Origin of the sequence: Hankyongella ginsenosidimutans, assembly GCF_005144965.1 — a bacterium.
Lineage (GTDB): Bacteria > Pseudomonadota > Alphaproteobacteria > Sphingomonadales > Sphingomonadaceae > Hankyongella > Hankyongella ginsenosidimutans.
Genome location: NZ_CP039704.1, coordinates 1,774,848 through 1,799,728, shown reverse-complemented (window position 1 = coordinate 1,799,728; position 24,881 = coordinate 1,774,848). Strand labels below are relative to the sequence as shown.

Annotated in this window: 21 protein-coding genes and 8 pseudogenes; 8 read left to right on the top strand and 21 right to left on the bottom strand. The window is 67.0% G+C overall.

Translation table 11 applies throughout. The features are described from left to right. Window positions 1-20: 20 nt before the first annotated feature. Window positions 21-2,582, top strand: a pseudogene (clpB, locus tag E6W36_RS18890) (ATP-dependent chaperone ClpB). A gap of 461 nt (window positions 2,583-3,043) precedes the next feature. Here the strand turns inward: clpB and E6W36_RS10510 are convergent. From E6W36_RS10510 to E6W36_RS10470, 9 genes and pseudogenes are all read right to left on the bottom strand, one after another. After that, the gene (locus tag E6W36_RS10510) at window positions 3,044-3,361 is read right to left on the bottom strand and encodes an OmpA family protein (protein WP_222872562.1); all 318 of its coding nucleotides are present in this window, start codon (window positions 3,359-3,361) and stop codon (window positions 3,044-3,046) included. A gap of 179 nt (window positions 3,362-3,540) precedes the next feature. Then, entirely contained in the window at window positions 3,541-3,954 is a 414-nt protein-coding gene (locus E6W36_RS10505; protein ID WP_222872561.1) for a hypothetical protein, read from the bottom strand. 71 nt (window positions 3,955-4,025) lie between these two features. After that, a pseudogene (pgeF, locus tag E6W36_RS10500) lies at window positions 4,026-4,795 on the bottom strand (peptidoglycan editing factor PgeF). Between the two features lie 110 nt (window positions 4,796-4,905). Further along, window positions 4,906-5,292 carry a GNAT family N-acetyltransferase gene (locus tag E6W36_RS10495; protein WP_222872560.1) on the bottom strand — a complete coding sequence of 129 codons (387 nt, stop codon included), beginning with the start codon at window positions 5,290-5,292 and terminating at the stop codon, window positions 4,906-4,908. Next, window positions 5,289-6,323, bottom strand: coding sequence for a class I SAM-dependent methyltransferase (locus E6W36_RS10490; protein ID WP_222872559.1), 1,035 nt, complete (start codon window positions 6,321-6,323; stop codon window positions 5,289-5,291). Before E6W36_RS10490 ends, E6W36_RS10495 begins: the two co-directional genes overlap by 4 nt. Further along, a pseudogene (gene lgt, locus E6W36_RS10485) lies at window positions 6,320-7,146 on the bottom strand (prolipoprotein diacylglyceryl transferase). Before lgt ends, E6W36_RS10490 begins: the two are co-directional and overlap by 4 nt. 64 nt (window positions 7,147-7,210) lie before the next feature. Continuing rightward, window positions 7,211-7,931 (bottom strand): annotated as a pseudogene (gene phbB, locus E6W36_RS10480) (acetoacetyl-CoA reductase). 108 nt (window positions 7,932-8,039) lie between these two features. After that, a pseudogene (gene hemH, locus E6W36_RS10475) lies at window positions 8,040-9,054 on the bottom strand (ferrochelatase). Next, on the bottom strand, window positions 9,051-9,497 hold the full coding sequence (locus tag E6W36_RS10470; protein WP_222872558.1) for a molybdopterin cofactor-binding domain-containing protein: 447 nt from the start codon (window positions 9,495-9,497) through the stop codon (window positions 9,051-9,053). Before E6W36_RS10470 ends, hemH begins: the two are co-directional and overlap by 4 nt. Window positions 9,498-9,565: 68 nt before the next feature. Between E6W36_RS10470 and E6W36_RS10465 the strand changes: the two genes are divergently transcribed. Beyond that, complete coding sequence (locus E6W36_RS10465) at window positions 9,566-9,736, top strand: hypothetical protein (protein WP_222872557.1); 171 nt, start codon at window positions 9,566-9,568, stop codon at window positions 9,734-9,736. A gap of 70 nt (window positions 9,737-9,806) precedes the next feature. On the opposite strand, the gene E6W36_RS10460 is transcribed toward E6W36_RS10465, so the two are convergent. The 4 genes from E6W36_RS10460 to E6W36_RS10445 form a co-directional block, all read right to left on the bottom strand. Further along, window positions 9,807-11,021, bottom strand: coding sequence for a molybdopterin cofactor-binding domain-containing protein (locus E6W36_RS10460; protein ID WP_222872556.1), 1,215 nt, complete (start codon window positions 11,019-11,021; stop codon window positions 9,807-9,809). After that, a complete protein-coding gene (locus tag E6W36_RS10455) occupies window positions 10,916-11,296 on the bottom strand; it encodes a hypothetical protein (RefSeq protein ID WP_222872555.1) in 381 nt (126 codons plus the stop codon). The genes E6W36_RS10460 and E6W36_RS10455 overlap by 106 nt, the downstream gene beginning before the upstream one ends. 33 nt (window positions 11,297-11,329) lie before the next feature. Further along, window positions 11,330-11,848 (bottom strand): DUF1993 domain-containing protein, encoded by a 519-nt coding sequence (locus E6W36_RS10450; RefSeq protein ID WP_222872554.1) that lies wholly within the window; start codon window positions 11,846-11,848, stop codon window positions 11,330-11,332. Between the two features lie 121 nt (window positions 11,849-11,969). After that, window positions 11,970-13,115, bottom strand: coding sequence for a M20/M25/M40 family metallo-hydrolase (locus E6W36_RS10445; protein WP_222872553.1), 1,146 nt, complete (start codon window positions 13,113-13,115; stop codon window positions 11,970-11,972). A 359-nt stretch (window positions 13,116-13,474) separates the two neighbouring features. Here E6W36_RS10445 and ettA point away from each other — a divergent pair, with 359 nt between their 5' ends. The 4 genes from ettA (at window position 13,475) to E6W36_RS10425 (ending at window position 18,274) form a co-directional block, all read left to right on the top strand. Then, window positions 13,475-15,154: an energy-dependent translational throttle protein EttA gene (gene ettA / locus E6W36_RS10440; RefSeq protein ID WP_222872552.1), complete on the top strand. Its 1,680-nt coding sequence runs from the start codon at window positions 13,475-13,477 to the stop codon at window positions 15,152-15,154. A 668-nt stretch (window positions 15,155-15,822) separates the two neighbouring features. Next, the gene (locus E6W36_RS10435) at window positions 15,823-16,785 is read left to right on the top strand and encodes a patatin-like protein (protein ID WP_222872551.1); all 963 of its coding nucleotides are present in this window, start codon (window positions 15,823-15,825) and stop codon (window positions 16,783-16,785) included. 320 nt (window positions 16,786-17,105) lie between these two features. Then, window positions 17,106-17,771 carry a hypothetical protein gene (locus E6W36_RS10430; protein ID WP_222872550.1) on the top strand — a complete coding sequence of 222 codons (666 nt, stop codon included), beginning with the start codon at window positions 17,106-17,108 and terminating at the stop codon, window positions 17,769-17,771. Continuing rightward, window positions 17,714-18,274, top strand: coding sequence for a DUF3376 domain-containing protein (locus E6W36_RS10425; RefSeq protein WP_222872549.1), 561 nt, complete (start codon window positions 17,714-17,716; stop codon window positions 18,272-18,274). Before E6W36_RS10430 ends, E6W36_RS10425 begins: the two co-directional genes overlap by 58 nt. 34 nt (window positions 18,275-18,308) lie before the next feature. On the opposite strand, the gene E6W36_RS10420 is transcribed toward E6W36_RS10425, so the two are convergent. The 6 genes and pseudogenes from E6W36_RS10420 to E6W36_RS10400 form a co-directional block, all read right to left on the bottom strand. Further along, window positions 18,309-18,662, bottom strand: a complete 354-nt coding sequence (locus E6W36_RS10420; protein WP_222872548.1) for a response regulator — start codon at window positions 18,660-18,662, stop codon at window positions 18,309-18,311. Between the two features lie 171 nt (window positions 18,663-18,833). Continuing rightward, window positions 18,834-20,001: pseudogene (locus tag E6W36_RS10415) on the bottom strand (sensor histidine kinase); the annotation flags it as partial. A gap of 104 nt (window positions 20,002-20,105) precedes the next feature. Beyond that, window positions 20,106-20,270 carry a hypothetical protein gene (locus tag E6W36_RS10410; protein WP_222872546.1) on the bottom strand — a complete coding sequence of 55 codons (165 nt, stop codon included), beginning with the start codon at window positions 20,268-20,270 and terminating at the stop codon, window positions 20,106-20,108. Between the two features lie 23 nt (window positions 20,271-20,293). After that, window positions 20,294-20,425 carry a hypothetical protein gene (locus tag E6W36_RS20690; RefSeq protein WP_281277290.1) on the bottom strand — a complete coding sequence of 44 codons (132 nt, stop codon included), beginning with the start codon at window positions 20,423-20,425 and terminating at the stop codon, window positions 20,294-20,296. Next, the gene (locus E6W36_RS10405) at window positions 20,409-21,164 is read right to left on the bottom strand and encodes an SLC5/6 family protein (protein ID WP_222872545.1); all 756 of its coding nucleotides are present in this window, start codon (window positions 21,162-21,164) and stop codon (window positions 20,409-20,411) included. The genes E6W36_RS20690 and E6W36_RS10405 overlap by 17 nt, the downstream gene beginning before the upstream one ends. A 31-nt stretch (window positions 21,165-21,195) precedes the next feature. Beyond that, window positions 21,196-21,807, bottom strand: a complete 612-nt coding sequence (locus E6W36_RS10400) for a sodium:solute symporter family transporter (RefSeq protein ID WP_222872544.1) — start codon at window positions 21,805-21,807, stop codon at window positions 21,196-21,198. Window positions 21,808-21,958: 151 nt separating this feature from the next. Between E6W36_RS10400 and metZ the strand changes: the two genes are divergently transcribed. Together metZ and apaG are read left to right on the top strand one after the other, a co-directional pair. Next, complete coding sequence (gene metZ / locus E6W36_RS10395; protein ID WP_222872543.1) at window positions 21,959-23,164, top strand: O-succinylhomoserine sulfhydrylase; 1,206 nt, start codon at window positions 21,959-21,961, stop codon at window positions 23,162-23,164. Window positions 23,165-23,178: 14 nt separating this feature from the next. After that, on the top strand, window positions 23,179-23,595 hold the full coding sequence (gene apaG, locus E6W36_RS10390) for a Co2+/Mg2+ efflux protein ApaG (RefSeq protein WP_222872542.1): 417 nt from the start codon (window positions 23,179-23,181) through the stop codon (window positions 23,593-23,595). Between the two features lie 221 nt (window positions 23,596-23,816). On the opposite strand, the pseudogene rpsI reads toward apaG, so the two are convergent. Together rpsI and rplM are read right to left on the bottom strand one after the other, a co-directional pair. Then, window positions 23,817-24,239, bottom strand: a pseudogene (gene rpsI / locus E6W36_RS10385) (30S ribosomal protein S9); the annotation flags it as partial. Between the two features lie 61 nt (window positions 24,240-24,300). Further along, window positions 24,301-24,758 (bottom strand): annotated as a pseudogene (gene rplM / locus E6W36_RS10380) (50S ribosomal protein L13); the annotation flags it as partial. Window positions 24,759-24,881: the final 123 nt, after the last annotated feature.

Below are 24,881 nucleotides of genomic sequence, written 5' to 3'. Positions count from 1 at the left end.
ATCCTGAGGGGCACCGCTGTATGAACATCGAGAAATTCTCCGACCGCGCCAAGGGCTTCCTGCAAGCCGCCCAGACGCTGGCGATCCGCCGCGATCACCAGCGCGTCGACACGCTGCACCTGCTCAAGGCGCTGCTGGAGGATGACCAGGGCATGGCCTCCGGCCTCATCAAGGCCACGGGCGGCCGCCCGGAGCAGGCATCCCAGGCTGCGGACGCGGCTCTGGCGCGCATCGCGCGGGTCCAGGGCGGCGGCCAGCTCGGCTGGGATCCCGGCGCGGTCAAGGTGCTGACCCAGGCCGAAGAAGTCGCCCAGAAGGCCGGCGACAGCTTTGTGACCGTCGAGCGGCTGCTGCTGGCGCTCGCGCTCGCGCAGGGCACGGAGGCCGCGCGCATCCTCGGCGAGGCGGGCGTCACGGCGCAAAAACTCAACGAGGCGATCAACACCATCCGCAAGGGCCGCACCGCCGACACGGCATCCGCCGAGGATCGCTACGACGCGCTGAAGAAATTCGCCCGCGACCTGACCCAGGCGGCGCGCGACGGCAAGCTCGATCCCGTCATCGGGCGTGACGAGGAAATCCGGCGCACCATCCAGGTGCTGGCGCGGCGCACCAAGAACAATCCCGTGCTGATCGGCGAGCCGGGCGTCGGCAAGACCGCGATCGCGGAGGGGCTGGCGCTGCGCATCGCCAACGGCGACGTGCCGGAAGGCCTGAAGGACAAGAAGATCATGGCGCTCGACATGCCCTGATCGCCGGCCAAGTATCGCGGCGAGTTCGAAGAGCGGCTGAAGGGCGTGCTTGAGGAAGTGCGCGGTGCCGAGGGCGACCTCATTCTCTTCATCGACGAAATGCACACGCTCGTCGGCGCCGGCAAGACGGACGGCGCGATGGATGCCTCCAACCTGCTGAAGCCGGCGCTGGCCCGGGGCGAGCTGCACTGCATCGGTGCCACCACGCTTGATGAATATCGCAAATACGTCGAGAAGGACGCAGCGCTCGAGCGCCGCTTCCAGCCGGTGTTCGTCGGCGAACCGACCGTCGAGGACACCATCTCGATCCTGCGCGGCCTGAAGGAAAAATACGAGGTCCACCACGGCGTGCGGATCACCGACGGCGCGCTGGTCGCATCCGCCACGCTCGGCAACCGCTACATCACGGATCGCTTCCTGCCCGACAAGGCCATCGACCTGATGGACGAGGCGGCGTCGCGCCTGCGCATGGAGGTGGAAAGCAAGCCGGAAGAGATCGAAACCCTCGACCGGCGGATCATCCAGTTGAAGATCGAGCGCGAGGCCCTGAAAAGGAGCAGGACGCCGCCTCGCGCGACCGGCTGGCCAGGCTCGAGGACGAACTCGGCAAGCTGGAGGCGGAATCGACGGCGCTGACCCTGCGCTGGCAGGCCGAGCGCGAAAAGATGCAGGGCGAGCGCCAGCTCAAGGCCAGGCTGGACGACGCCCGTCTTGAGCTGGAGCAGGCGCAGCGGCGCGGCGACCTCGCCCGCGCTGGCGAGCTGGCATACGGCGTCATTCCGGACCTGGAAAGAAGATCGCTCAAGCCAAAGCCGCCAGCGACACCGCCATGCTGCGCGAGGAAGTGACCGCAGAGGACATTGCCTCGGTCGTCTCGCGCTGGACCGGCATTCCGGTCGACAGGATGCTGGAGGGCGAGCGCGAGAAGTTGCTGGCGATGGAGGCGGAACTCGGCCGCCAGGTCATCGGCCAGACCGAGGCTATCGCCGCCGTCTCAGCCGCCGTGCGCGCGCGCGCGCCGGGCTGCAGGACCCGAACCGGCCACTGGGCAGCTTCCTGTTCCTCGGGCCGACCGGGGTCGGCAAGACCGAGCTCTGCAAGGCGCTGGCGAACTTCCTGTTCGACGACACGGCGGCCATCGCCCGTATCGACATGAGCGAGTTTCAGGAAAAGCATTCGGTCGCCCGGCTGATCGGCGCGCCGCCGGGCTATGTCGGCTACGAGGAAGGCGGCGTGCTGACCGAGGCTGTCCGCCGCCGGCCCTATCAGGTCGTGCTGTTCGACGAGGTCGAGAAAGCCCACCCGGACGTGTTCAACGTGCTGCTGCAGGTGCTGGACGACGGCCGGCTCACCGACGGCCAGGGCCGCACGGTCGACTTCACCAACACCCTGATCGTGCTGACCTCGAACCTTGGCGCGCATTACATCGCCAGCCTGCCCGAAGGCCAGGACACCGATGCGGTGCGCAACGAAGTGATGGAGGTGGTGCGCGGGCATTTCCGCCCGGAATTTCTCAACCGGCTGGACGAGATCATCCTGTTCCATCGCCTGGGCGAGGCGCACATGGGGCCGATCGTCGACATCCAGGTGGCCCGCGTCGCCCGCCTGCTCGCCGACCGCAAGATCGGCCTCACGCTTTCGGACTCCGCGCGCGCCTGGCTCGGGCGGGTCGGCTACGATCCGGTCTACGGCGCGCGGCCCCTGAAGCGTGCGGTGCAGAAATATCTGCAGGACCCGCTGGCGGAACTCATCCTGCGCGGCCAGGTGAAGGATGGCCAGACTGTCACCGTCGAGGACGGCGACGGCCTGCTTCGCCTCTCGGTCGGGTGAGGGTCAGCGCGCCTGGAGCCCGATGACATTGGATGGGATCGCCATTCCGATCTTCACGGAGCAGGCTTTAGAGCGTGATGACATTTGCTGGAATCGTCATTGCGAGGCGGCAAAGCTGCCGAAGCAATCCAGGAACACCAGTATTTCCATGGATCGCCGCGTCGCCTGCGGCTCCTCGCGATGACAGATGGATCAATGTAAAGTCATCAAGCTCTAAAGTCCGCTCGTGGTGAGCCTGGACGAACCACGAGCCGCTCAGCCCTTCTGTCCAAGCTCAGGGTGAGCGGCGCGTGGGCAACCGCGCGATAGCGCGTGGTTCAACGTAAAGTCATCAGGGTCTAGACCTTGATCGTTTCAGATTGAATCAATCTGAAACGTGAATCATGGTCTAAATTGTTGATAAGAGCCTGATTCACGCCCTCGGTTGAAGCACATATGCTTCAACCTCAACCGATCAGGCTCTAGTGGATTTCCACTTCGACGCGGCGCAGGGCCGGGCTGCTCTCGAGCACCAGTACACCCTGGGAGTCCTGCTCGCGGTAGGGTCTGCCAACCACGATAGCCGCCGCCGGCACGCCGCGGGCGATGAGGTAATCGCGCACGGCGTGCTCATAGGCCTGTGCCTCGGCCCGTGCCTCGGCGTTGGCCTTGTCGTCTGCAAAACCTTGCAGGTTGATCTGTTTGCCGCCGAAGGTGCGGTAGTTCTCGACGATCCGGTCAAGGGTGGCTTTGGCGGATGCACCCAGTGCATCGTTTTCCTTGCGGAAGAAAATCGGCACGACCCCTGGTGCATGCCGTGGGTGGCGATCTGGAACGAAGGCTGGGTCTGGCAGGCCTGAAGGGGAAGCGCCAAAATTAAAGCCGCAAGCATCGCTGTAAATCTCAGCATGGCGGTTGCTCCCCGTGCATTAGCCCACGGTGGCCACATATAGCCCAACCGATGCTGCGCGGCCAGCGGTCAGATCGCGTCGTAACCCCGCACGCGCAGATGCCCCAGCCGCCGGGCGATCCAGCGGCGACGGCGGGCGCGATAGCCGATCTCCTGCGCAAACGTGGCAGCGTAGACCAGCGACACGGCGGACGCGCCGCTTAAGTCCAGCGAATAGTCGAGCGCCAGCCAGTCCGCCTCGGCGGCGCTCTGGACGCTGCGGTATGCGTCGATGGCTGCTTTCATGTCCGGCCCAAGCGGGTCGAGCCGCCAGAGGTCCCCACCCTCGTTCACGAGCACGTCGCCGCAGGACTCGCCGCCCTGATGTTCGACGTAGAGATAGATCATGCGCCACGGCGGCTGCGTTTCCGCCGCCAGACTATGGGCGAGCGCGCGCAGTTGCACCCCTGCTGGGTTCGCCTTGGGCTTGGACCAGAACAGCATGTGACCCTCTCGACTCAGTCGAGCCTAGCAGTTTTCATGACACTAGCGTGATAAATTATCGCGCGCTGCTGCTATCCGCGCGGGAGCGCGATCAGCGAGATTTGCCGCCCGTAATCCGGCTCGCCGCGGTGGGTCGCCCGGCGATAGCTGTACCAGGCGGCCGCGTCGCCATAAGTGTCGACGCCAAGCAGATCGATCCGCGTAACACCCGCACCCGCGAGACGGCTGGCGGCATAGCCCTCCAGATCGAACTGGGCATGGTCGTCCCGCGCCCCGGCGGCGAAAAACCGCTCGGTCTCAGGGTCCTGCGCCAGGAAGCGCGCGACGAACGCAGCATCCACCTCGTAGGAGCGCCGGGCGATGCATGGGCCGATCGCCGCCATGATCGCGCGTGCGCCCAGCCGGTGCATGGCCTCGACCGTGCGATCGAGAACGCCGGCCAGCGCCCCTTCCAGCCGGCATGTGCCGCACCAATCACCCCTGCAACAGGGTCCGCCAGCAATACCGGCGCGCAGTCCGCCGTCAGGACCCCGAGCGCGAGGCCCGGCACGCGGGTTACCAGGGCGTCGGCTTGCGGCCGGGCGTCATCATCCCAGGCCGTCTGCGCCATGACCACCGCATCACCGTGGACCTGCCGCACCGTCACTAGGTGCGCCCCCGCCGCGACCGCTGCGACAGCGCGCCGCCGGTTCTCGGCCACGTGCGCGGGGTCGTCATCCGATCCGAGCCCGACATTGAGGCTGGCGTAGCCGCCCTGCGAGACGCCGCCGCGCCGCCCGAGAAAACCGTGCGGCACGCCGTCCAGCAGCGCGGAGGTCAGGACGGGGAAGGACTTGCACATCAGATACTCGGCATCGACCACGCGCCCGACATGGAATTCGTAGTCGGCATATTTCTCGAACCCGTAGCGCTGGTAGAAGCGCTGGGCGCGGTAATTTTCGCTGTAGACGCTCAGCACGAGGCTGCGCACCCCGCCCCGCGCGCCTGCTCCAGCGCCCAGTCCATCAGCGCCGGGCCGATGCCCGCGCCCAGCCAGTCCGGCAGCACGTAAAGCTGGCTCAGCTCGAGCGCCGGAGCCGGTCGGTCGTGCAGCGGCAGCTTCAGCGGTGCCAGGTGGCAGAACCCGACCATCTGTCCGGCCGCTTGCGCAACGCGGTAGCGGCGCGCCGGGTCGGCGAGCCGCGTGCGGATCGTCTCCGGATTGTGTGCCTCCTCGAGGAACGTCTGCAGGTCCTCGGGCGGATACAGGTGCCCGAAGGTCGCCGTGAACGTCTCGCGTCCCAGCGCAACCAGCGCCGACGCATCGGCCGGTGTCGGGGTGCGGTAAGCCGGGGTCACGCGAACCCTGCCGGTGTGGGCATGGACGGCGCGGTGGCGGCGAGCACCTTGAACAGCTCGCCCATCTGATCCGGCTCGGAGAGCCGGCGCATGGCCGCCATGATGCTTTCGGTGGCGTCGGCATTGGCGCGCACCAGCGTTGCCGCGCGCACGTCTAGCCCGAGCGCGCGCAGGAACTGCCCCTGGCTGACCGGCCCGTGCCGGGTCAACCCGCCCCGGCCAAGCGCAGCGCCGAGCGCGCGGAAGTTGACATGCGCGGTCAGGTCCGCCTCGCCCGGCTGTTCGAGCGGATCGACGTGCGCGTGGCGCGCCAGCGCCTGCAGGGTCGAGCCGACGCCGGGGCGGTCATACCCATAGTCGATCGCCAGCAGCGCCCCGCCCTGCGCTGCGATGCGGGCCGCCAGGTCCTGCGCGACGGCCTCGGCTGCCGGGCACTGCTCGACGATCACCGTGCCGGCCGGGACTTGCGCGGGCTGCCAGACCAGCCGGTCGCCGTCCACATCGATCAGCCGTTCGCTCAGCCCTTCCGGCGCGCCCGGCCGCAGCAGCCAGTGCCGGACCGGCAGGGCGTCGAAGAATTCGTTGGCGATGACGAACAGCGGTGCGTCATCCGGCAGCGTTTCGATGCTGTCGTGGTGGGTCGCCTGCGGCACGCGCGCCGCCTGCTCGATCCGCAGCGCCGGGCTGATCTCGACGAAATGCACCCGCACGGCTTGCGCGAAACCGGGCGCACCGCCTGCGGCACGCAGCGCATCCGCCATCAGGGTGCCGCGCCCCGGCCCCAGCTCGACCAGGTGGAACGGCGCGGCTCCTGCGCGCTGCCACAGGTCGACCAGCCACAGGCCGATCAGCTCGCCGAACATCTGGCTGATCTCGGGCGCGGTGATGAAGTCGCCGCGCGCGCCGAGCGGATCGCGGGTCATGTAATAGCCGTGCTGCGGGTGCGAGAGACACAGTGCCATGTAGCGGTCGACGCGCATCGGCCCACTGGCGGCGATCTCCGCGCGGATCAGATCAAGGAGTGCGCTCATGCGCTGCTGCGCGCGCGCCGCCCGCTGGCGGTCGCCATCATGTAAAGCCCAAGCAGGATCATCGGCACGCTCAGGGTCTGGCCCATGCTGAGGCCCCAGGACAGGATGCCGAGCTGCACGTCCGGCTCGCGGAAATACTCGGCAATGAAACGGAACGCCCCGTATCCTGTAAGATAAACGCCAACAAGCATGCCGGGCCGGGTCCGCGCGTCCGTCCTGTAGAACGCCCACATCAGGATCGCGAACAGCAGCGCGCCCTCCAGCATGGCCTGATAGAGCTGGCTGGGATGCCGGGAATCTGCTGCGGGTCGCGCGGGAACACCATGGCCCAAGGCACGCTCGCCGCGCGTCCGTACAGCTCGCCGTTGATGAAGTTCGCCAGCCGGCCGAAGAAGGACCCGATGGGCACGACGACAGCCACATAATCGTTCACGCGCAGCCATTTCAGCTTGTTGATGCGGCTGAACAGCAGGATCGCGATCAGCACGCCGACGACGCCGCCGTGGTAGGCCATGCCGCCCTCCCACAGGTAGAACACCCGGAGCGGGTCGGCGGCGAACTGCGGGAAATCGTAGAACAGCACATAGGCCGCCCGGCCGCCGAGGATGACGCCGAGCGTCGCCCAGGTCACGAAGTCGTCGACATGGCGCCGGGCCATCGGCGCGCCGGGCGTCTCGACCATGCGCGACAACTGCCACCAGCCGAGCAGGATGCCGGCGAGGTAGGCAAGCGCGTACCAGCGCACAACCAGCGGTCCCAGGTGCAGGGCCACAGGATCGAACACGGGCAGGATGATAGCGGACGCAGCGGCGTCAACGGGCATGGTGGGCTAACCTCATTCTTCCGCACCCATTACGCCGCTCTGCATCGCTTTGGCCAGCCTGCAATCAATACATATGCTGTCCGCCGTTGATCGAGAGCGTCGAACCGGTGACGAAGCCGGCATCCTCGCTGCACAGGAAGGCAACGCCGCGGGCGATCTCCTCGGCATGACCCAGTCGCCCGACCGGGATTTTCGCCACGATCTTCTCCAGCACGTCCGGTGGCACGGCCGCCACCATGTCGGTGTCGATATAGCCGGGCGCGATGGCGTTGACGGTCACGCCGACGCGCGCGCCTTCCTGCGCCAGCGCCTTGGTGAAGCCGTGGATGCCGGACTTGGCGGCGGCGTAGTTCACCTGGCCATATTGCCCGGCCTGGCCGTTGATCGAGCCGATATTGACGATCCGCCCCCACTTGCGCTCGCGCATGCCGGGGAAGGTCGCCTTGGCGGTGTTGAAGCAGCCGCCGAGGTTGACCTCGATCACCTCTTTCCACATGTCGTAGGACATTTTCAGGATTGTGCCATCCCGCGTGATGCCGGCGTTGTTGACCAGGATATCGATCGGGCCGACGTCAGCCTCGATCTGCTTGCAGGCGGCCTGCACCGCCTCGAAGTCCGCGACATTGAACTTGGACACATGGATGCCGGTGCGCGCCTTGAACGCGTTGGCCTTCTCGTCGTTGCCAGCGTAATTCGCAACGACCGTGCACCCTGCGCCTTCAGGACCAGACTGATCGCCTCGCCGATCCCCGTGTTCCACCTGTCACCAGTGCTACGCGTGTCATGACTTGCCTCCCCGTTTTATTGCGACCTGTTAGACACAAATCATCCTGACCAAAAATGATCGAGGTCAATTCGCTGCACAAAATCGGCGACGGACCGCCTGGCTGCCGTCACATCCATCCGGACAGTTCCCGGCGCACCAGCGTCTCCAGCATGGCCATGCCGGTCTCCGTCGCGTTCAGGCACGGGATGTAGGTATAGTGCGCGCCACCCGCTGCATGGAAGGTCTCGGCACCCGCGATGGCGATTTCCTCCAGCGTCTCGATGCAGTCGACGGCGAACCCCGGCGACACGACCGCCACCGCCTTCGCCCCTCGCCCGGCAGCGCCTCCAGGGTCTTGTCGGTGTAGGGCTGCAGCCATGCGGCCGGCCCGAAGCGGGACTGGAAGGTGACGCGGAACCGCTCCGCCGGCCAGCCGAGTGCCTCGCGCAGCAGGCGGCCGGTCTTCTGGCACTGGCAGTGGTAGGGGTCGCCCAGGTCCAGCGTGCGCCTGGGCATGCCATGGAAGGACGCGACCAGCACATCAGGTGTCCACGCCAGCCCGGCGAGATGCGTGCGCACACTCGCCGCCAGCGCCGCGATGTGGGCCGGGTCGTCATAATAGGGCGGCAGGGTGCGCAGGGCCGGCTGCCAGCGCAGGCCGGCAAGTGTCCGCCTGGCGGCGTCGACCACGGTGGCCGTGGTCGCAGCGGAATACTGCGGATAGAGCGGCGCCAGCAGGATGCGCCGGCACCCGGCACCCATGAGCGCTGCAAGGCGCGCGGTGATCGACGGCTGGCCGTAGCGCATCGCCCAGTCCACCGCGACGCCGGGCAGCCGCACCGCCAGCGCCTGGCACTGGTCCATGGTGAAGGCGGCGAGCGGCGAGAGGTCGCGGGCGCGGTCCCAGACCTTGGCGTAGGCTTTGGCGGTCTTTGGCGGCCGCGTGTTGAGGATGATCCCTTTCAGGATCGGCTGCCAGAGCAGTGGCGGCAGCTCGACCACCCGCCGGTCGGAGAGGAATTCATCGAGGTAGCGGCGGATCGCCGACACCTGCAGCGATGGCGGCGTGCCGAGGTTCACCAGCAGCACGCCGACCTGCGGCGAGGAATCTTCGGATGCCCGGCGGGCGTGTGCTCGGTCATATGTCACCTTTCATGCACCGGAGCGACAAGACCTCACCCCGCAATCGGCAGGGCGCGGCGGCGGCCGCCGCCGGCGCGGGCGATGGCGTTGGCGAGCGCGGGGCGGCGAGCGGTGTCGCCAGCTCGCCGATGCCGCCGGGGCTGGATGAATTCGCCAGCAGAACGACCGTGACCGGCGGTGCCTCCGCCAGCGCCAGCAGCGGATAGCGATCGAAGTTCAGGCTGGTCACATGGCCATCCCGGTAGGACACATGGCCGTACAGCGCATCCGACAGGCCATAGAGGAAGCCGCCCGTCATCTGCGCGCGCACGATGTCCGGGTGGATGATGTCGCCGCAATCGACCGCCAGCGTCGCCCGCAGCAGCCGGGGCGGGCGCTGGCCCTGCAGTTCCACCTCCAGCACGGCGGCCGCGATCGAACCGTAGCCGCAGTGCAGCGCCACCCCTGCCCGCGCCCGGCGCCGAGCCCGTCCGGCCGGTACTGGGCCTTGGCGAGCGCCGTCTCCAGCACATGGCGCGCCCGCGTGCCCTGCGGCAGGTGCGCCAGCCGGAACGCCGCCGGGTCCGCCTGCGCGCGCAGAGCCAGTTCGTCGAGCTCTCGCGCACGAACGCCGCCGCCACCTGTTCGGTCGCGCGCGCAGCGCCGGCGCGCACCGGCAGGTCGATATGCGCCATCTCCTGATGGTGCTCGGGGATGCGGTACTGCTGCTCCAGCGTGTCCGCCGGCACGCCGCCCTGCGGCACCAGCGATTTCAGGTCCGGCACCGTGCGCGCCAGCAGGCTGCGGGTGGCGGACTGGCCGGCGAAACGCCCCGCCAGGCAGCGATGGTCCCGGCCTCGCTCAATTGGCCGCTCATGTCCGCGAGCACGGCCTGGCGCACGCCCTGCAGCGCCATGTCCTGCTCGCGGGTCAGCAGCAGTTGCACCGGCGCGTTCGCGGCGCGGGCGCACAGCGCCGCCATGGTCACCGCATCGACCTCGATCTTGCGCCCGAACCCGCCGCCGACCAGGGTCTGAAACACGGTGACGTTCTTGTCGCTGATGTCCAGCGCGCGCGCCGCCGCCCAGGCCGCCAGAGTCACGGACTGGGTCGGTGCCCAGATTTCGGCCGCGTCGTCCGTCACCCGGGCGGTTGCCGTCAGCGGCTCGAGCGGCGCGGCGGCGGTGGCGGCAAGCGCATAGCGCGCCCGCACCTCCTGTGGGTCATCGCTGGCGAGCATGGCCCCTAGCGCCGCCTCCAGCCGTGTCTGGATCGCAGCGTCGTCCAGCCCGGCGTCAACCGGCGCGCGCAGCGTCTCCAGCGTCCGGGCCGCCTGGTGCGCCTGCCACCAGGTCTGCGCGCATACGCCGACCCAGCCCGGCTGCTCGACCACATGGCGCACCCCGGGCATGGCTGCAGCCGCCTTGAGCGTTGCCGGCGTGCGGTCGACCAGCGCGACCGCCGCATAGAGCATGCCGGCCAGGCGGACATCCGCCCCAAAGCGGGCGCTGCCGTCGATCTTGCCCGGCAGGTCGAGCCGGGGCACGCTGCGGCCGATCAGCCGCCGGGCCTCGCGCGGGCGCAGGTCCAGCGGTTGATCGGCGCTCATGGTCGCGGCTGACGCGGCGACATCGGCGAAACTCACGGTGCGGTCGTTGTAGATCACCTGCCCGGCTTCCGTGTCGCAGTCGCGCCAGTCGACGCCCCACTGGCGGGCGGCGGCCTTGCACAGCTGCACGCGCGCGATGGCGCCGGCCTGGCGCATCGGCTCCCAGAAGGCGCGCACCGAGGTGCTGCCGCCGGTCATCTGCAGGCCATAGCTCTGGGCGGCTTCGCGCACGGCCCAGCGTGCCGCACCTTTGAGGAAGCCGGGCATGCCGCTCAAGCCGTCCAGGCCGATTGCGCGGTTGGCGTACAGCGGGTGGCGCGGTGCCGGCTCGATGGCGACCAGCGACCAGTCCGCGCCCACCTCCTCCGCGACCAGCATGGCGAGCGCGGTGTAGACGCCCTGCCCCATCTCCGCCTGGGGATAGCCACGACGACCTGGCCGTCCGCGCCGATCTTCAGCCAGCCGCTGAGCAGGGTTTCATCCTCGGCGACCGAGAGGTTGATCGGCGTCTCGCGCGGCCAGACCGCCGCCGCCACGATGAGGCCGAGGGTCGCGCCGCCGCCAATGAGAAACCCGCGCCGGGTGGGGTTGCGCGGCCGTCCGTCTGTGTCATGGACGCCGCTTAACGCAAAAGCGCCGCCCCATGCAAACATGGGACGGCGCATTCATGCGACGGTTCAGCCGGATTACGCTGCGAGGCGGAGATTGCCGAGGAAGTCCATCTTGCCGATCGGCACGCCGACGCCGCGCAGGTTGGCGTAGACGACCGTGACGTGGAAGTAGACGTTCGGCAGCACGAAGTCGGCGAGATATTCCTTGCCGTGGAACTTCAGCGGCGCCTGGCCGGCCATCAGCGAGACTTCGCGGGTCTCTGCGCCGTCAAACTTGTCCACCGGGATGCTGTTGATGAAGTCGCGCGCCTTGGCGATGCGCGCCTGCAGGTCGGCGATCGTCGCTTCGTCGTCCGGGAACGACGGCAGGTCGACGCCGGCCAGCCGCGCCGCGCCGCGCACGGACAGGTCGCAGGCCACCTGAACGTTGCGCGCCAGGTGCAGCATGTCCGGGAACAGGCGCAGGCCGAGGATGGTCGCGTCCTCGACCTTGCGCTCGGCGGCATAGGCCGCAGCCTTGGCAAGGATGTTGTGCAGGTTCTGCAGGTTCAGGGTCAGGGCGGGAACGGCGGCTTCGTAGATGGTCACTGACATGATATATCCTCCTTCTGGATGGTGTGCGTTTCTTAACGCACACCCCGGCGGCAGGATATGGATCAGCCTTGAACAGGCCGTTCTCGCTCCGGCACCAATACCTGTTTTCCTTACGGTTTTGTTACACGGAAATCGCCGCCCAGCTCAGAAAAGTCCATAATGCCGCCACATAGGCCGCCACGCTCTGGTTGATCCGGCCGCGTTCGATCTTGTCGAACGTGTCGTCCGCCGTGTGGTGCAGGTCGAAGTAATCGGTCCCCTCCATCGCCAGGTCGATCGCCGGAACGCCGGCCTCGACCATGGGCGAGACGTCTGGCCCGCCATCCGCCGCGTTGGAGCCGCGCACCACGCCCAGCGGTGCCAGTACGCGCATCAGCGCCTGCGCGGTCGGGTGCTCGGGGTCGGCGAAGCGGGTGTTGAGGCCATAGACCGGCCCCTGCCCGAAATCGGCTTCAGTGACGACGAGGTGATTGTCTGCCTTGTGCTTCTCGGCGTAGCTGCGCCCACCGGTTATGCCCTGCTCCTCCGCGCCGAACAGCACGAAGCGGATGGTGCGCTTGGGCGGGCTGGGAAGCGCCTTGATCAGCTTGGCAGCACCAAGCACGATCGCCGTGCCGGCGCCGTCATCGATCGCGCCGGTCCCCAGGTCCCAGCTATCGATGTGCGCGCCGACCAGCACGATCTCTTCCGGCTTTTCGCTGCCGGTGATTTCGCCGATGACGTTCTGGCTGAACCCGTCGCGGACCGGCTTCGGCGTCAGGGTCAGGGTCATGCGCAGCGGCCCGCGCTTGGCCAGACGCTGCAGCAGTTCCACATCAGGCGGCGAGACGGCAGCCGCCGGGATGCCCTGCGTGATCGTGGCGCGATCCTGGCTGCCGGCATGGGCGAACCGGTGATGGTGGGTGCCAAGCGAACGCAGCAGGAAGGCGACCGCGCCGCGCTTCTTGGCCTCCAGCGCGCCGAACCGGCGGATCGGCCCGGTCGCGCCGTAGCCGGAGCCGTCATGTGTGCGCGGCGTCGCCTGCGTCACCAGGACGATCTTGCCCTTGTAGGCATTGGCAGGTGCGGCCTTGAGCGCTTCCAGGCTGTCGACCAGCGCCACCTCGGCCTCGATACCGCCAACCGGGGTGGCGGGCGACCAGCCGAGCGCGGTCACGGCGATCCGCTGCGGCGCAGGCGAAAGCACCATCGCGTCCTCGCGCCCACGCTCCCAGACCTGCAGCGGGAAGCGCTCCTGCCGCACGTTCGCCAGCCCAAGCGCGCGCATCTGCGCCTCGCCCCAGTCCGCGCCGCGCTTCTCGGCTTCCGTGCCCGCCAGCCGCTGCCCGACGCTGGTGGTCAGGTCTTCCAGATATTCATAGGCTTTGGCGTCCCCGGCCAGCGCGGCCTCCGCCAGCCCCGCGCCGTGGCGTCAGGATCGGCGGCGAGTGCGGGCGTGGACAAGAGTAAAGTTATCAAAAACAGGGCTTTAACAGTCATGAAAGCTCTCCCGGACTCGAATTTTCCGCAGACCCTAAAGCAGATCGCAGCAATGGCGACACAAATTTTGCGCACAACCGCCATGTTGCGCAATGCGGGCCAGATGGGTATCCAGCCTCACACTATCCAAAATCAGGACTCTTCCCCGTGAGCACGCAATACACCTATGTCATGAAGGGCCTCGGCAAGGCCTACCCCGGCGGCAAGACCGTCTTCAGCGATGTCTGGCTGTCGTTCCTGCCGGGCGCGAAGATCGGCATCATCGGCGTGAACGGTGCCGGGAAATCGACGCTGATGAAGATCATGGCCGGCCTCGACACCGAATATCAGGGCGAGGCCTGGGCGGCGGACGGCGTGCGCGTCGGCTATCTGGCGCAGGAGCCGCAGCTCGACCCCACCAAGGACGTGATGGGCAACGTCAAGGATGCGGTCAAAGACACGGTCGCCATGGTCGAGCGCTACAACGAAATCTCCAACATGCTCGGCGATCCGCCGGCAGACGCCGACTTCGATGCCCTGATGGACGAGATGGGCCAGCTGCAGGAGCGCATCGACGCGGTCGACGCCTGGTCGCTCGACAACCAGCTCGAACTGGCGATGGACGCACTGCGCTGCCCGCCGTCCGACGCCGATGTGACCAAGCTCTCGGGCGGCGAGAAGCGCCGGGTGGCCCTGTGCAAGCTGCTGCTGGAAAAGCCGGACATCCTGCTGCTGGACGAACCGACCAACCACCTGGACGCGGAATCCGTCGCCTGGCTGGAGCGCCACCTGCAGGACTACAAGGGCACCGTGATCCTGGTCACCCACGACCGCTACTTCCTCGACAACGTCGTGCAGTGGGTGCTGGAACTGGACCGCGGCCGCGCCATCCCGCACAACTACAATTATTCCGCCTGGCTGGAGGCCAAGCACAAGCGCATCGTCCAGGAGCAGAGCGAGGACGAAGCCAAGCAGAAGGCGATCGAGCGCGAGCTGGAGTGGATCCGCGCCACGCCGAAGGCGCGCCAGACCAAGTCCAAGGCCCGGGTCAAGGCGTTCGAGGAACTGGTGGAAAGCCAGGAGAACCGCCAGATTTCCAAGGCGCAGATCGTCATCCAGCCGGCCGAGCGTCTGGGCAACACCGTGATCGACGTCGAAAACCTCACCAAGTCGTTCGGCGATCGCGTGCTGATCGAGAACCTGAGCTTCCGCCTGCCGCCGGGCGGCATCGTCGGCGTCATCGGCCCGAACGGCGCCGGCAAGACCACGCTGTTCCGCATGATCATCGGGAGCGAGCAGCCGGATTCCGGCCAAATCCGCATCGGCGAGACGGTCAAGCTCTCCTACGTCGACCAGTCGCGCGACGCGCTCGATCCGAAGAAGACGGTGTGGGAAGAAATCTCCGGCGGGCTGGACGTGTTCCGCTTCGGCAAGCAGGATATTTTCACCCGCTCCTACGTCGGCTCGTTCAACTTCAAGGGGTCGGACCAGCAGAAGAAGGTCGGCCTGCTCTCCGGCGGGGAGCGCAACCGCGTGCACATGGCCAAGATGATGGCGCGCGGCGGCAACGTGCTGCTGCTGGACGAGCCGACCAACGACCTCGACGTCGACACCCTGCGCGCACTGGAAGAGGCGCTGGAAAGCTATGCCGGCTGCGCGGTGGTCATCAGCCACGACCGCTTCTTCCTGGACCGGCTGGCCACCCACATCCTGGCGTTCGAGGGCGACAGCCATGTGGAGTGGTTCGAGGGCAACTTCCAGATGTACGAGGAAGACCGCCGTCGACGCCTTGGCGATGCCGCCGACCGCCCGACCCGCATCAGCTACAAGAAACTCACCAGAGCCTGATCGGTTGAGGTTGAAGCATATGTGCTTCAACCGAGAGCGTGAATCATGGTCTAGGGCGTAACGGGCACCACCCACCCCGGTGCTTCGCACCACCCCTCCCTCGAACGAGGGAGGGAGAGTCATGCCGGAGCCTTCTTTCTCCCCTCCCGCTGGCGAGGGTGGGGTGGCCCCAGGCAAGCCATAACCCTCTCCCTCCCGTTTACGGGAGGGTGGCCGCAGGCCGGGGTGGGCGAACGGCCGCGTGTGAGAATTGGCTGTCCTACATCGTGCGCGACGCGTATAGTTCACCCATATGGCACAAAATGAAGGGGTAATGCCTGATCGCAGTGATGACACCTGATCGCCTTCCATAATCGTCATCGCGAGGGGCGCAGCCCCGTGGCGATCCAGAATGACGTCAAGGCTGGATTGCTTCGCAGGCCGGCGGCCCGCTCGCAATGACGAACAGGTTTCTATCAATGAGCGTTGGTACAAGATGGCGCAGCAGACAAGTCGGACAGCGTCACACGCTGCTCCCCTTTGCCCCGAAAGTCACACACCCCTTTCCCCGTGACTTTTGTGACTTTCGGCACGCCACAAGAGCCTGATGCACGGTTCAGATCGATTCAATTTGAAACGATCACGGTCCAGGCTTCCCATCCGCTGCAGTGTCGCTAGTCTCGGCCAGCATGAGCACGCCGCCGAAAACCCCCAAGACCAAAGAGCTGCGACTGGCGCTCGTCTGCTACGGCGGCATTTCGCTCGCCATTTACATGCACGGCGTCACCAAGGAAATCTGGAAGCTGCTGCGGGCCTCGCGCGCCTTCCATACTGCCCCGGACGGTGCGGAGTTCAGCGCCGCCAACCCCTACGACGACCCAACCGACACGGAAGCCGTCTATTTCGACCTGCTGCGCGAAATCGGCAGCCATGTGAAGTTGCGGGTGCTGGTCGACATCATCGCCGGGGCGTCGGCGGGCGGGATCAACGGCGTGATGCTCGCCAAGGCCATCGCGGATGGCTCCAGCCTGGAGCCGCACCGCAGCATGTGGCTCGACAATGCGGACGTCGAGGAGCTGCTGGACCCGGCCGCGCGTTCCAACCGCTGGAGCAAGTTCTACATGCGGCCCGTGCTCTGGCTGTGGAACCGGCTGAAGGCGGGCGGCCTGGAGCCGGAGTTCGGCCGCAAGCTGAACGAGGAGATGCACCGCAAACTGTCGCTGTTCGTGCGCTCCCGCTGGTTCAAGCCGCCATTTTCCGGCGTGCGCTTCGCCCGCATGCTGCTCGATGGGTTGGAACAGATGCCGCCTTCGGCGCGCAAGGCCGCACCATGCGCCGCCGGCGAGGCGCTGCTGCCGCCCGGCGTCCCGCTCGACCTGTTCGTGACCGTCACGGATTACTTCGGCTACCGGCAGCGCATCCGCATGCATTCGCCGCCCGAGGTTGTCGAGCGCGAACACCGGATGATCTTCACCTTCCGTGACCCGGGCCGCGATCCGGGGCAGAAGCGCAGCCTCGGCTCGAACGCCAGCCTCGCGTTCGCGGCGCGGGCAACGGCCAGCTTCCCGGCGTGTTCCCGGCGGCAACCTTTGCGGAGATGGATCAGGCGGTCCAGGAAAGCGGCCTGGCATGGGCGGACCGCGCCACCCTGATCGGCCGCCTGGCCGACGAGCGCGGTGCCCCGGCGACCCGCCGGAGCGCAGCGCCTACCTCGATGGCAGCGTGCTCAACAACAAGCCGTTCGGGAGGCGATCGCAGCCCTGCGCTCCAGGCCCGCCAGCCGCGAGGTGGACCGGCGCATCGTCTACCTCGAGCCGCTGCCGTTGCATGAGAAGGACGATCTGCCGGGGCCGCTCCCGGATTTTTCTCCTCGATCCGGGCCTCGATCTCCACGATCCCGCGCAACCAGCCGATCCGGGACGAACTGGCCTGGGCACAGGATTTTTCCTACCGGGTCCGCCGCTTCAAGGCCGTGATCACCAGCATCGAGCCGGATGTGGCAGCTGCCGTGCAGGCCGCACTTGGCCCCGAAATCGCGGACGCACGCATAACGCCGGACGCGCTGAAGGTCTGGCGCGACACAGCAAATATCGCTGCCGCCGCCCACGCCGGCTTCACCTACGGCGCCTATGTCGAATTGAAGCTGATCGACGTCCTCGAGCATCTCGCCGACCTGATCGGCCGGCTGGCGGCGCCGGGACGGATCGACCCGGTCGACCCGGCGCTGCGCGAACGCGTGCAGGCCTGGGCGCGCCGCTCCGGCGTCCTTAACGGGGAGCGGCCGGGCGAAGGCGTGGCGACGGGGAGCATCTGCCCTGGGTCGCGTTCCTCAAGCGCTACGACCTGCCGTTTCGCGAGCGGCGTCTGCGCTTCATGGTCCGCCGCCTCAACCGCCTGTATACGGAGGAAAGCGCCAGCGACCCGGCGGCCCTGGATTACGCCAAGGCGCGTTTCTACGAGGCGCTGCACCTGGTCGAGGCGGCAAGCGCGCCTGATCGCTTCCATGCGGGGCTGCGTGTCCATGCGGTCAATGCGGCTTCCGGCGCGGACCCGGACGGGTGCATCGCGGCGATCGGCGAGGTGCTCAACCTGCACGACCTCGACCTGCAGGTCGATGCGCTGGTCGCTGCGGCCCTGAGCGGAGACTTGCGCGGAGACCTGCACAGCGCGTGCCGTCAGGCGCTGCTGTTCACCTACCTCGGCTATGCCTTCATGGACGCCGCCACCCTGCCGCTGCTCGAAGGCCGCGACCTCGACGAGTTCGACGAGATCAAGGTTGATCGCATCAGCCCGGACGACTCCCAGACCCTGCGCCCCGGTGGAGCCGACGCCACCCTCAAGGGCCTGGAGCTTAACCTGTTCGGCGGCTTCTTCTCGCGCGTCTACCGGGAGAACGATTATCTCTGGGGCCGGCTGCACGGCGCGGAGCGCATGATTGACATCGTGCTATCGTCCGTCAGCGGCGCCGTCGCCTTCACGCCGGAGCAGAAGCTCGCCTTCAAGCAGCGCGCCTTCTCGGCCATTCTGAACGCGGAGGCGCGCCACCTGTCGACCGCTGATCGGCTGATCTGCGACCTGCTGGAGGAGAATGCGCGTCTCGGCGGCGGCCATGGCATCCGCGTGCGCCCGCTCAGCGGCTGACCCGCCAGGTCATCGCCTGCCGTCGTGCCACATCTCACTCTGCCGGCGCAGGCGCTCGGCTTGTCACGGTCTTCACCGCCTGCGCGACGCCCGCCTGTAGCAGCGCGACAAGCGCCTCCGCGGCCAGCGGCTTGGCCAGCACTGTGACGCCGAGGTCCTTGAGCAGCGGCAGCGCCTGCACCTGCGGGTCCGCAGTGACAAGCGCCAGGACCGCCTTGGGGTAAGCATCGCGAAGCTGCTGGAGGATTTCAATGCCGGTCTCGCCCCCATCCAGCCGGTAATCCACCAGGGCGGCATCGATGACCTCGGATTTGACGATGCCGAGCGCGGCGGCCCGGCTGGACGCCGTAATCGCCCGGCAGCCGACGGCGCTCAGCAGACTGTCCATGGCCTCGAGGATCGCCGGTTCGTTATCGACGCATAGCACCTGCAGGTTCTGGAGTTCGGCGGAGTGCGCAAGCGGCGGGGTCATTCGATGGCTCGAATGGAGCTGCACATGCAGCGGCAGGCTGACCCAGAAGCGGCTTCCGCGCTTCAGGCGCGAGGACAATCCCAGGTCGGCATCCAGCAGACGGGCGATCCGCTGCACGATGGCCAGGCCCAGGCCCGCCCCTGCTCCGTTCGCGAAAAGGTCGGCAGCGCCGGAACTCCTCGAAAATCGCCCCGTGCATGTCCTCGGGGATACCGGGTCCGCTATCCCAGACTTCAAGCCGCACCTTGTCGCCGCGCACCCGGCAGGCCAGCAGAACCCCGCCAGCGCGCGTGTAGCGCAGCGCGTTGGAGAGGAAGTTCTGCAGGATCGAGCGCAGCAGCACCCGATCCGTATAAACCGCGACCGGGCGGCTGCGCACGCGCAGGGACAAGCCGCGCTCGGCCGCGAGCGGCGCAAATTCTGCCTCAAGTTCCTCGAACAATTCGCCGATGCGCCAGGCGCTCGGCTTCGGCTGGATGCCGCCCGCATCAAGCCGCGAGATGTCCAGCAACGACTTGAGCAGGCGATCCGCCGCCCCGATCGCCGCATCGATCTTGCGGGTGAGCGCCTGGCCCTTGTCATCGACCTGCGCGCCAAGCGCCCCGCACAGCAGGCGCGCGGCGTGCAGCGGCTGCTGCAAGTCATGGCTTGCCGCGGCCAGAAACCGGGTCTTGTCCCGGTTGGCGGCATCGGAGGCCTGCTGGGCGAGCCGCAGTTCCGCGGCAAGCTGCCGGGTACGGTCGGCTTCGCGGGCGAGATCGCGGTTGGCCTCCATGAATGCGCGCGTGCGTTCCGTGACGCGGGCCTCCAACTCGTCGCGCGCGGCCTCGAGCGCTTGCTGCGCGCGGCGCTCAAGGGTCACATCGGTGAAGCACATCACATAGCCGCCGTCCGGCATCGGCCCGCCGACTGTCTTGATGATCGTGCCGCCGGGTCGCACCCGCTCGAAGGTGTGCGGCTGCGCCCGCCGCATGTGCATCATCCGGCGCGCGACCAGCGCATCCACCTCGCCGGGCCCGCACTCGCCACGCATCGCATTATAGCGGATCAGATCGTCGACCGGCTGCCCCACCCGCACAAAGCCCGGCGGATAATCGAAAATCTCCACGTATCGCCGGTTCCAGGCGACCAGGCGCAGGTCCTTGTCGACCACGCTGACACCCGGGTCGATATGTTCGAGCGTCGCCGCGAGCAGGTCCTTCGAGAACTGCAGGCTGTGGCTGGTTTCATCGAGCAGCTGGACGACATCCGCCATGCCGAGACTGGCCCCGGTCATGGCGGACGACATGATGACGCGCGCGGACGGCGCGCCGATCACGCTGGCGATCAAGCGCTCGGCGCATCGCGCCGCCTCGCCGTTCAGGGGCGCGTCGAGAGCCTTGGAGCGCGTATCCAATCGGGAAAAGCGTCGTTGGTGACTTCATGACCGACAAAGCGCGCCGCAAGGGTGCGGACATCGCCGACCGTCCGCACGAAACCGAAGCGCGACGGCGGCATGCGCGTGGCGACGAAGCCGGCGACCACGCGCCGCAGCGGGCGGCTGTAGGTCAGCAGGAGAAAATGGTGATGTTGCTGCCAAGGCTCCAGATTGTGCCATGCGTAATCGGACTCAGTCCGGCGAGGCCGAAGAGGGCATGCGGGTCCAGCCAGTCCCGCCAAGGGTCAAGGAATGCCTTCATGTTCTCGACGCCAAGCGTCGAGGGCAGGAACAGCGTGTAAAGCCAGAACAGTCCCCCGCCACCAAGCCGGCACCAGCCGCCGCAGTGCTGCATTTTGCGCTGACGACGGCACCACGACGGCTGGCGCAAACTGCGCCGCGGCAGCGAAGGCGATGAGGCCGATCGCTGCCAAAGTCTCGCCGCTGTCGACCGTGCGATAGTAAGCATAGGCGGCGGCGACGATCGCCATAATGGACAGGCGACGCACGATCAGCAGTTGCCGGCCGATATCGTGTTCCCGGGTCATGGCGCTGCTGCGCAGGATCAGCGGCGCAAGGATGTCGTTCGACACCATGGTCGCAAGCGCCAGCGTCTCGACGATCACCATGGCGGTCGCAGCCGAGAAACCGCCGATGAACACCAAGGTCGCAATCCCGGTGTGGCCGCTCAGCAGCGGCAGGTCGATCACATAGAGGTCCGGCGCGGCACCGCTCGGCAGCAGGGCCAGCCCGGCCCATGTGATGGGGACGACGACGGCTGCTGTAAGCGCGCAGTATGCCGGGAACGTCCACCGCGCCCGGCGGATGTGGTCCGGGTCGGTCGCCTCAACGACCGCGATATGGAACTGCCGGGGCAGACACAGGATCGCGGACATGGACAACAGGCAGATCACGGGAAAATCCAGCGAAAGCGCGCTGAGCGCAAACATGTCCTTCAGGCGCTCCAGACCCGCCGTGCGCGCGGGCGCAGGCGCACCCACAGCAGCCAGACGGCGAACAGCCCAGCGATCGTCAATGCGGCGACCTTGACGACCGACTCCATGGCCACCGCGACGACCAGGCCATGATTGCGGCCTGCGGCATCATAGCGCCGGGTTCCGAACACGATGGCGAACAGCGCCAGCACCCCGCGATCAGCAGCACGGTGCCGGCCTCCGGTGCTGCCGCCGATTGCCCGGGCGCGCTGTTCACAAGTTCGTTGTAGGTCATGCCCAGCGATTTGAGCTGAAGCGCGATGTACGGCAGCGCGGACAAGAGCGCGAGCAGCGTGACGACCGCCGCCAGCCTGCGATCCTTGCCATAGCGCGAGGATATGAAGTCCGCGATGGAAATGGCACCGTCCTGCTTGGCGGCCATGACCAGCTTGCGCATGAACCCGTTGCCGAGCAGCAGGACCAGAACCGGCCCCAGATAGATGGGAAGATAATTCCAGCCGTTGGTCGCCGCCGTCCCGACGGCGCCGAAAAACGTCCAGGACGTGCAGTAGACCGCCAAGGACATGGCGTAGGTCAGCGGGCCGGATGCGCCAGCGCCCCGCGCTGCGCGGAGTTCCGTGCGCCAGGCGACGACGAAGAGCATGAGCGCGTAACTCAGCGCCAGCCCGAGCGGCAACCACGTCGGCACCGCATCCTCCCTTTTGCGGTCTCTACTCGGCCGCTAAACTACATGTCTACCATGCGGACGGCCAGTGTCGACGACGACCATGGTCTAGCGCGTTGACGCTCGATGCAGCGCACGGCTAGTGATGCAGCCCGCACAAAGAGGTTGAGCGCAGATGAAGAACACCACGGGCTTCAATCGTCAGATCACGCAGAGATGGCGACCCGCAACCCAGGCCGTGCGCGCCGGCACCTGGCGCTCCGACTTCGGCGAGACGTCGGAGGCGATCTTCATGACGTCCGGTTTCGCCTACGACAGCGCCGAGGAGGTCGCGGGCCGGTTCGAAGGCGTGCGCCCGGGTTTCACCTACACCCGCCAGGGCAACCCGACCGTCGCCATGTTCGAGGAACGCATGGCCATCCTTGAGGGTGCGGATATCGCCCGGGCCACGGCAACCGGCATGGCGGCCATGACCGCAGCGCTGCTCTGCGCCCTGAAAGCCGGAGACCATGTGGTGGCCTCGCGCGCCCTGTTCGGCAGTTGTCGCTGGCTGATGGATACCCTGCTGCCCCGCTACGGAATTGCCACGACCACGGTCGATGGCCGCGACCTGGACGCCTGGCGCGCAGCGATCCGGCCCGAGACACGGATGTGCTTCCTGGAGACGCCGGCGAACCCGACACTGGACGTCGTCGACATCGCAGGGGTAAGCGCTCTGGCGAAGGCGGCCGGCGCGTTCGTCGTCGTGGACAATGTCTTCGCGACACCACTGCTGCAACGTCCGCTCGAACTCGGCGCGGACATCGTCGCCTACTCCGCAACCAAGCACATCGACGGCCAGGGCCGCGCCATGGGCGGCGTGATCTGCTGCAGCCAGCAGTTCCACGACGAGCACCTGTTCCCCTTCCTGCGGCACACTGGTGGCGCGCTCTCGCCGTTCAACGCCTGGGTGCTGCTCAAGGGGCTGGAGACGCTGGAGCTGCGCCTGCACCGGATGTGCGATAACGCCGATGCCGTGGTCGCAGCACTTGCCGGTCGCGCGCCGGGCCTGCGCTTTCCAGGCCTGCCGGACTTCCCGCAATATGCGCTGGCGAAGGCGCAGATGGCGCGCGGCGGCACGATCTTCTGTTTCGATCTCGGGAGCCGCGATCGCGCCTTCGCGTTCCTGAACGCGCTGGAACTTGTCGATATCTCAAACAATATCGGCGACTCCCGCAGCCTGGCGACCCACCCGGAGACGACGACCCACAAGGCGGTGCCGCCGGAACTACGCGCAGGGCTGGGCATCACACCCGGCCTGATCCGCGTCTCGATCGGCCTTGAAGACCCACAGGACCTCACTGAGGACCTCGACCGCGCCCTGCGCGCCGCCGGCGCATGACGAGCGGAGACCCCATGACCGACAGCGACGACGACTACCCGTACGCCGCCCGCACCGAGGGCTTTGTCGTGCGCGTGCGGCCGGTCTTCCTGGACGACCAGTCGGACGAGGCCGACGGCAAATACCTCTGGGGTTACGAAATCCGCGTCGAGAACCACGGCGACGTGACCGCGCAGTTGCGCTCGCGGCACTGGATCATCACGGACGGCAACGGCATGGTGCAGGAAGTGACGGGCGATGGCGTGGTTGGCGAGCAGCCGACCCTGGAGCCAGGTGAAGCCTTCACCTACGGCTCGGGCTGCCCGCTCAACACCCCGACCGGTTTCATGGCCGGCCGCTACCAGATGGTTGCCGAGGATGGCCGCGCGTTCGAGATCGACATTCCCGCCTTCTCCCTCGACAGCCCCTACGCCAGGCGGACCTTGAACTGAGCGAAATGCAAAAGGGCGCGCCAGCGGCACGCCCTTTCGTTTTGTCGTCCAGATGTGCGCTTAAAGCATCTCGCCTTAAATGCGACCCAGGACTGGACCAGGCACCGTGTCGCATTTAAGGAGAAAAGATGCTTTAGAGTCAAAGATATATAGAGCAACTTTGGACTTTAAATCTGCCATGAGCATGCCACCCAGCTGTTGCAGATTTAAAGTCCGTTGCTCTAGCGCTTCGAGAACTGGAAGCTGCGGCGGGCCTTGGCGCGACCGTACTTCTTCCGCTCGACGACGCGGGCGTCGCGGGTGAGGAAGCCGGCCGACTTGACCGCCGACCGCAACACCGGCTCATACTTCTGCAGCGCCTGGGCAATGCCGTGCTTGACAGCACCGGCCTGGCCCGAGAGGCCGCCGCCGCTGACGGTCGCGTAGACATCGTAGGCGTCGACACGGTCAGCGACCAGGAACGGCTGGTTGATGATCAGCCGCAGGGTCGGACGGGCGAAATATTCCGTCTGATCGCGGCCGTTGACCACAATGCGGCCGCTGCCCGGCTTCAGCCAGACACGCGCGATGGCGTTCTTGCGCTTGCCGGTCGCATAGCTGCGGCCGTGGGCATCGATTTCCGGCTCACGCAGGGGCCGGCTCGACCTCCGTGGTACCGCTGGTCAGGGACTTCAGGTCTTGCAGGTCATGCACCTCGGACATCAGGCCTCGCTTGTTCTTGGGCGACATCGCCGCCACATCCAGGATTGTGGGGTTCTGCGCTTCATGCGGATGCACAGTTCCAGCAAAATGCGCAGATTACGCATCTGTTTGCGGCCCAGCGGGCCACGCGGCACCATGCGCTCGACCGCTTTCTCCAGAACGCGCTCCGGGAAGCGGCCGTCCAGCGCGTGGTCGGCACGGAGTTCCTTGATGCCGCCGGGATACCCCGTGTGCCGATAGTAGAATTTCTGGCTGAGCTTGCGCCCGGTGAAGCGCACTTTTTCCGCGTTGATGACGATGATGTTGTCACCGCAGTCGACGTGCGGGGTGTAGGTGGTTTTGTGCTTGCCGCGCAGGTGGTTGGCGATGATCGCCGCCAGACGGCCCACAACCAGGCCATCAGCATCGATCAGCAGCCACTTCTTGTCCACCTCGGCGGGTTTCGCCACGAAGGTTTTCATGTGTGCCTCTCTGTTCCGCACCGAGCATGCCAGCCGCGGAAAAATCTTGGCGGCACGTTAGGGTGCCGCCGGGAAGACGCGCTTATTTCGAAACCAGCGAAAAAGTCAAGCGATATCAGATTA

Coding starts and splice junctions, on each gene's coding strand:
- E6W36_RS10445 (WP_222872553.1), bottom strand. CDS start 13,115: ATGCGCGCGCTTGGGCTGGCGAACGTGCGGCAGGAGCGCTTCCCGCTG.
- E6W36_RS10505 (WP_222872561.1), bottom strand. CDS start 3,954: ATGCTGTTCTGGTCCAAGCCCAAGGCGAACCCAGCAGGGGTGCAACTG.
- metZ (WP_222872543.1), top strand. CDS start 21,959: ATGAAGAACACCACGGGCTTCAATCGTCAGATCACGCAGAGATGGCGA.
- E6W36_RS10455 (WP_222872555.1), bottom strand. CDS start 11,296: ATGTTTGCATGGGGCGGCGCTTTTGCGTTAAGCGGCGTCCATGACACA.
- E6W36_RS10450 (WP_222872554.1), bottom strand. CDS start 11,848: ATGTCAGTGACCATCTACGAAGCCGCCGTTCCCGCCCTGACCCTGAAC.
- apaG (WP_222872542.1), top strand. CDS start 23,179: ATGACCGACAGCGACGACGACTACCCGTACGCCGCCCGCACCGAGGGC.
- E6W36_RS10465 (WP_222872557.1), top strand. CDS start 9,566: ATGGCGCGCCCGCGTGCCCTGCGGCAGGTGCGCCAGCCGGAACGCCGC.
- E6W36_RS10490 (WP_222872559.1), bottom strand. CDS start 6,323: ATGAGCGCACTCCTTGATCTGATCCGCGCGGAGATCGCCGCCAGTGGG.
- E6W36_RS10420 (WP_222872548.1), bottom strand. CDS start 18,662: ATGGACAGTCTGCTGAGCGCCGTCGGCTGCCGGGCGATTACGGCGTCC.
- E6W36_RS10435 (WP_222872551.1), top strand. CDS start 15,823: ATGAGCACGCCGCCGAAAACCCCCAAGACCAAAGAGCTGCGACTGGCG.
- E6W36_RS10460 (WP_222872556.1), bottom strand. CDS start 11,021: ATGCTGGTCGCGGAGGAGGTGGGCGCGGACTGGTCGCTGGTCGCCATC.
- E6W36_RS20690 (WP_281277290.1), bottom strand. CDS start 20,425: ATGAAGGCATTCCTTGACCCTTGGCGGGACTGGCTGGACCCGCATGCC.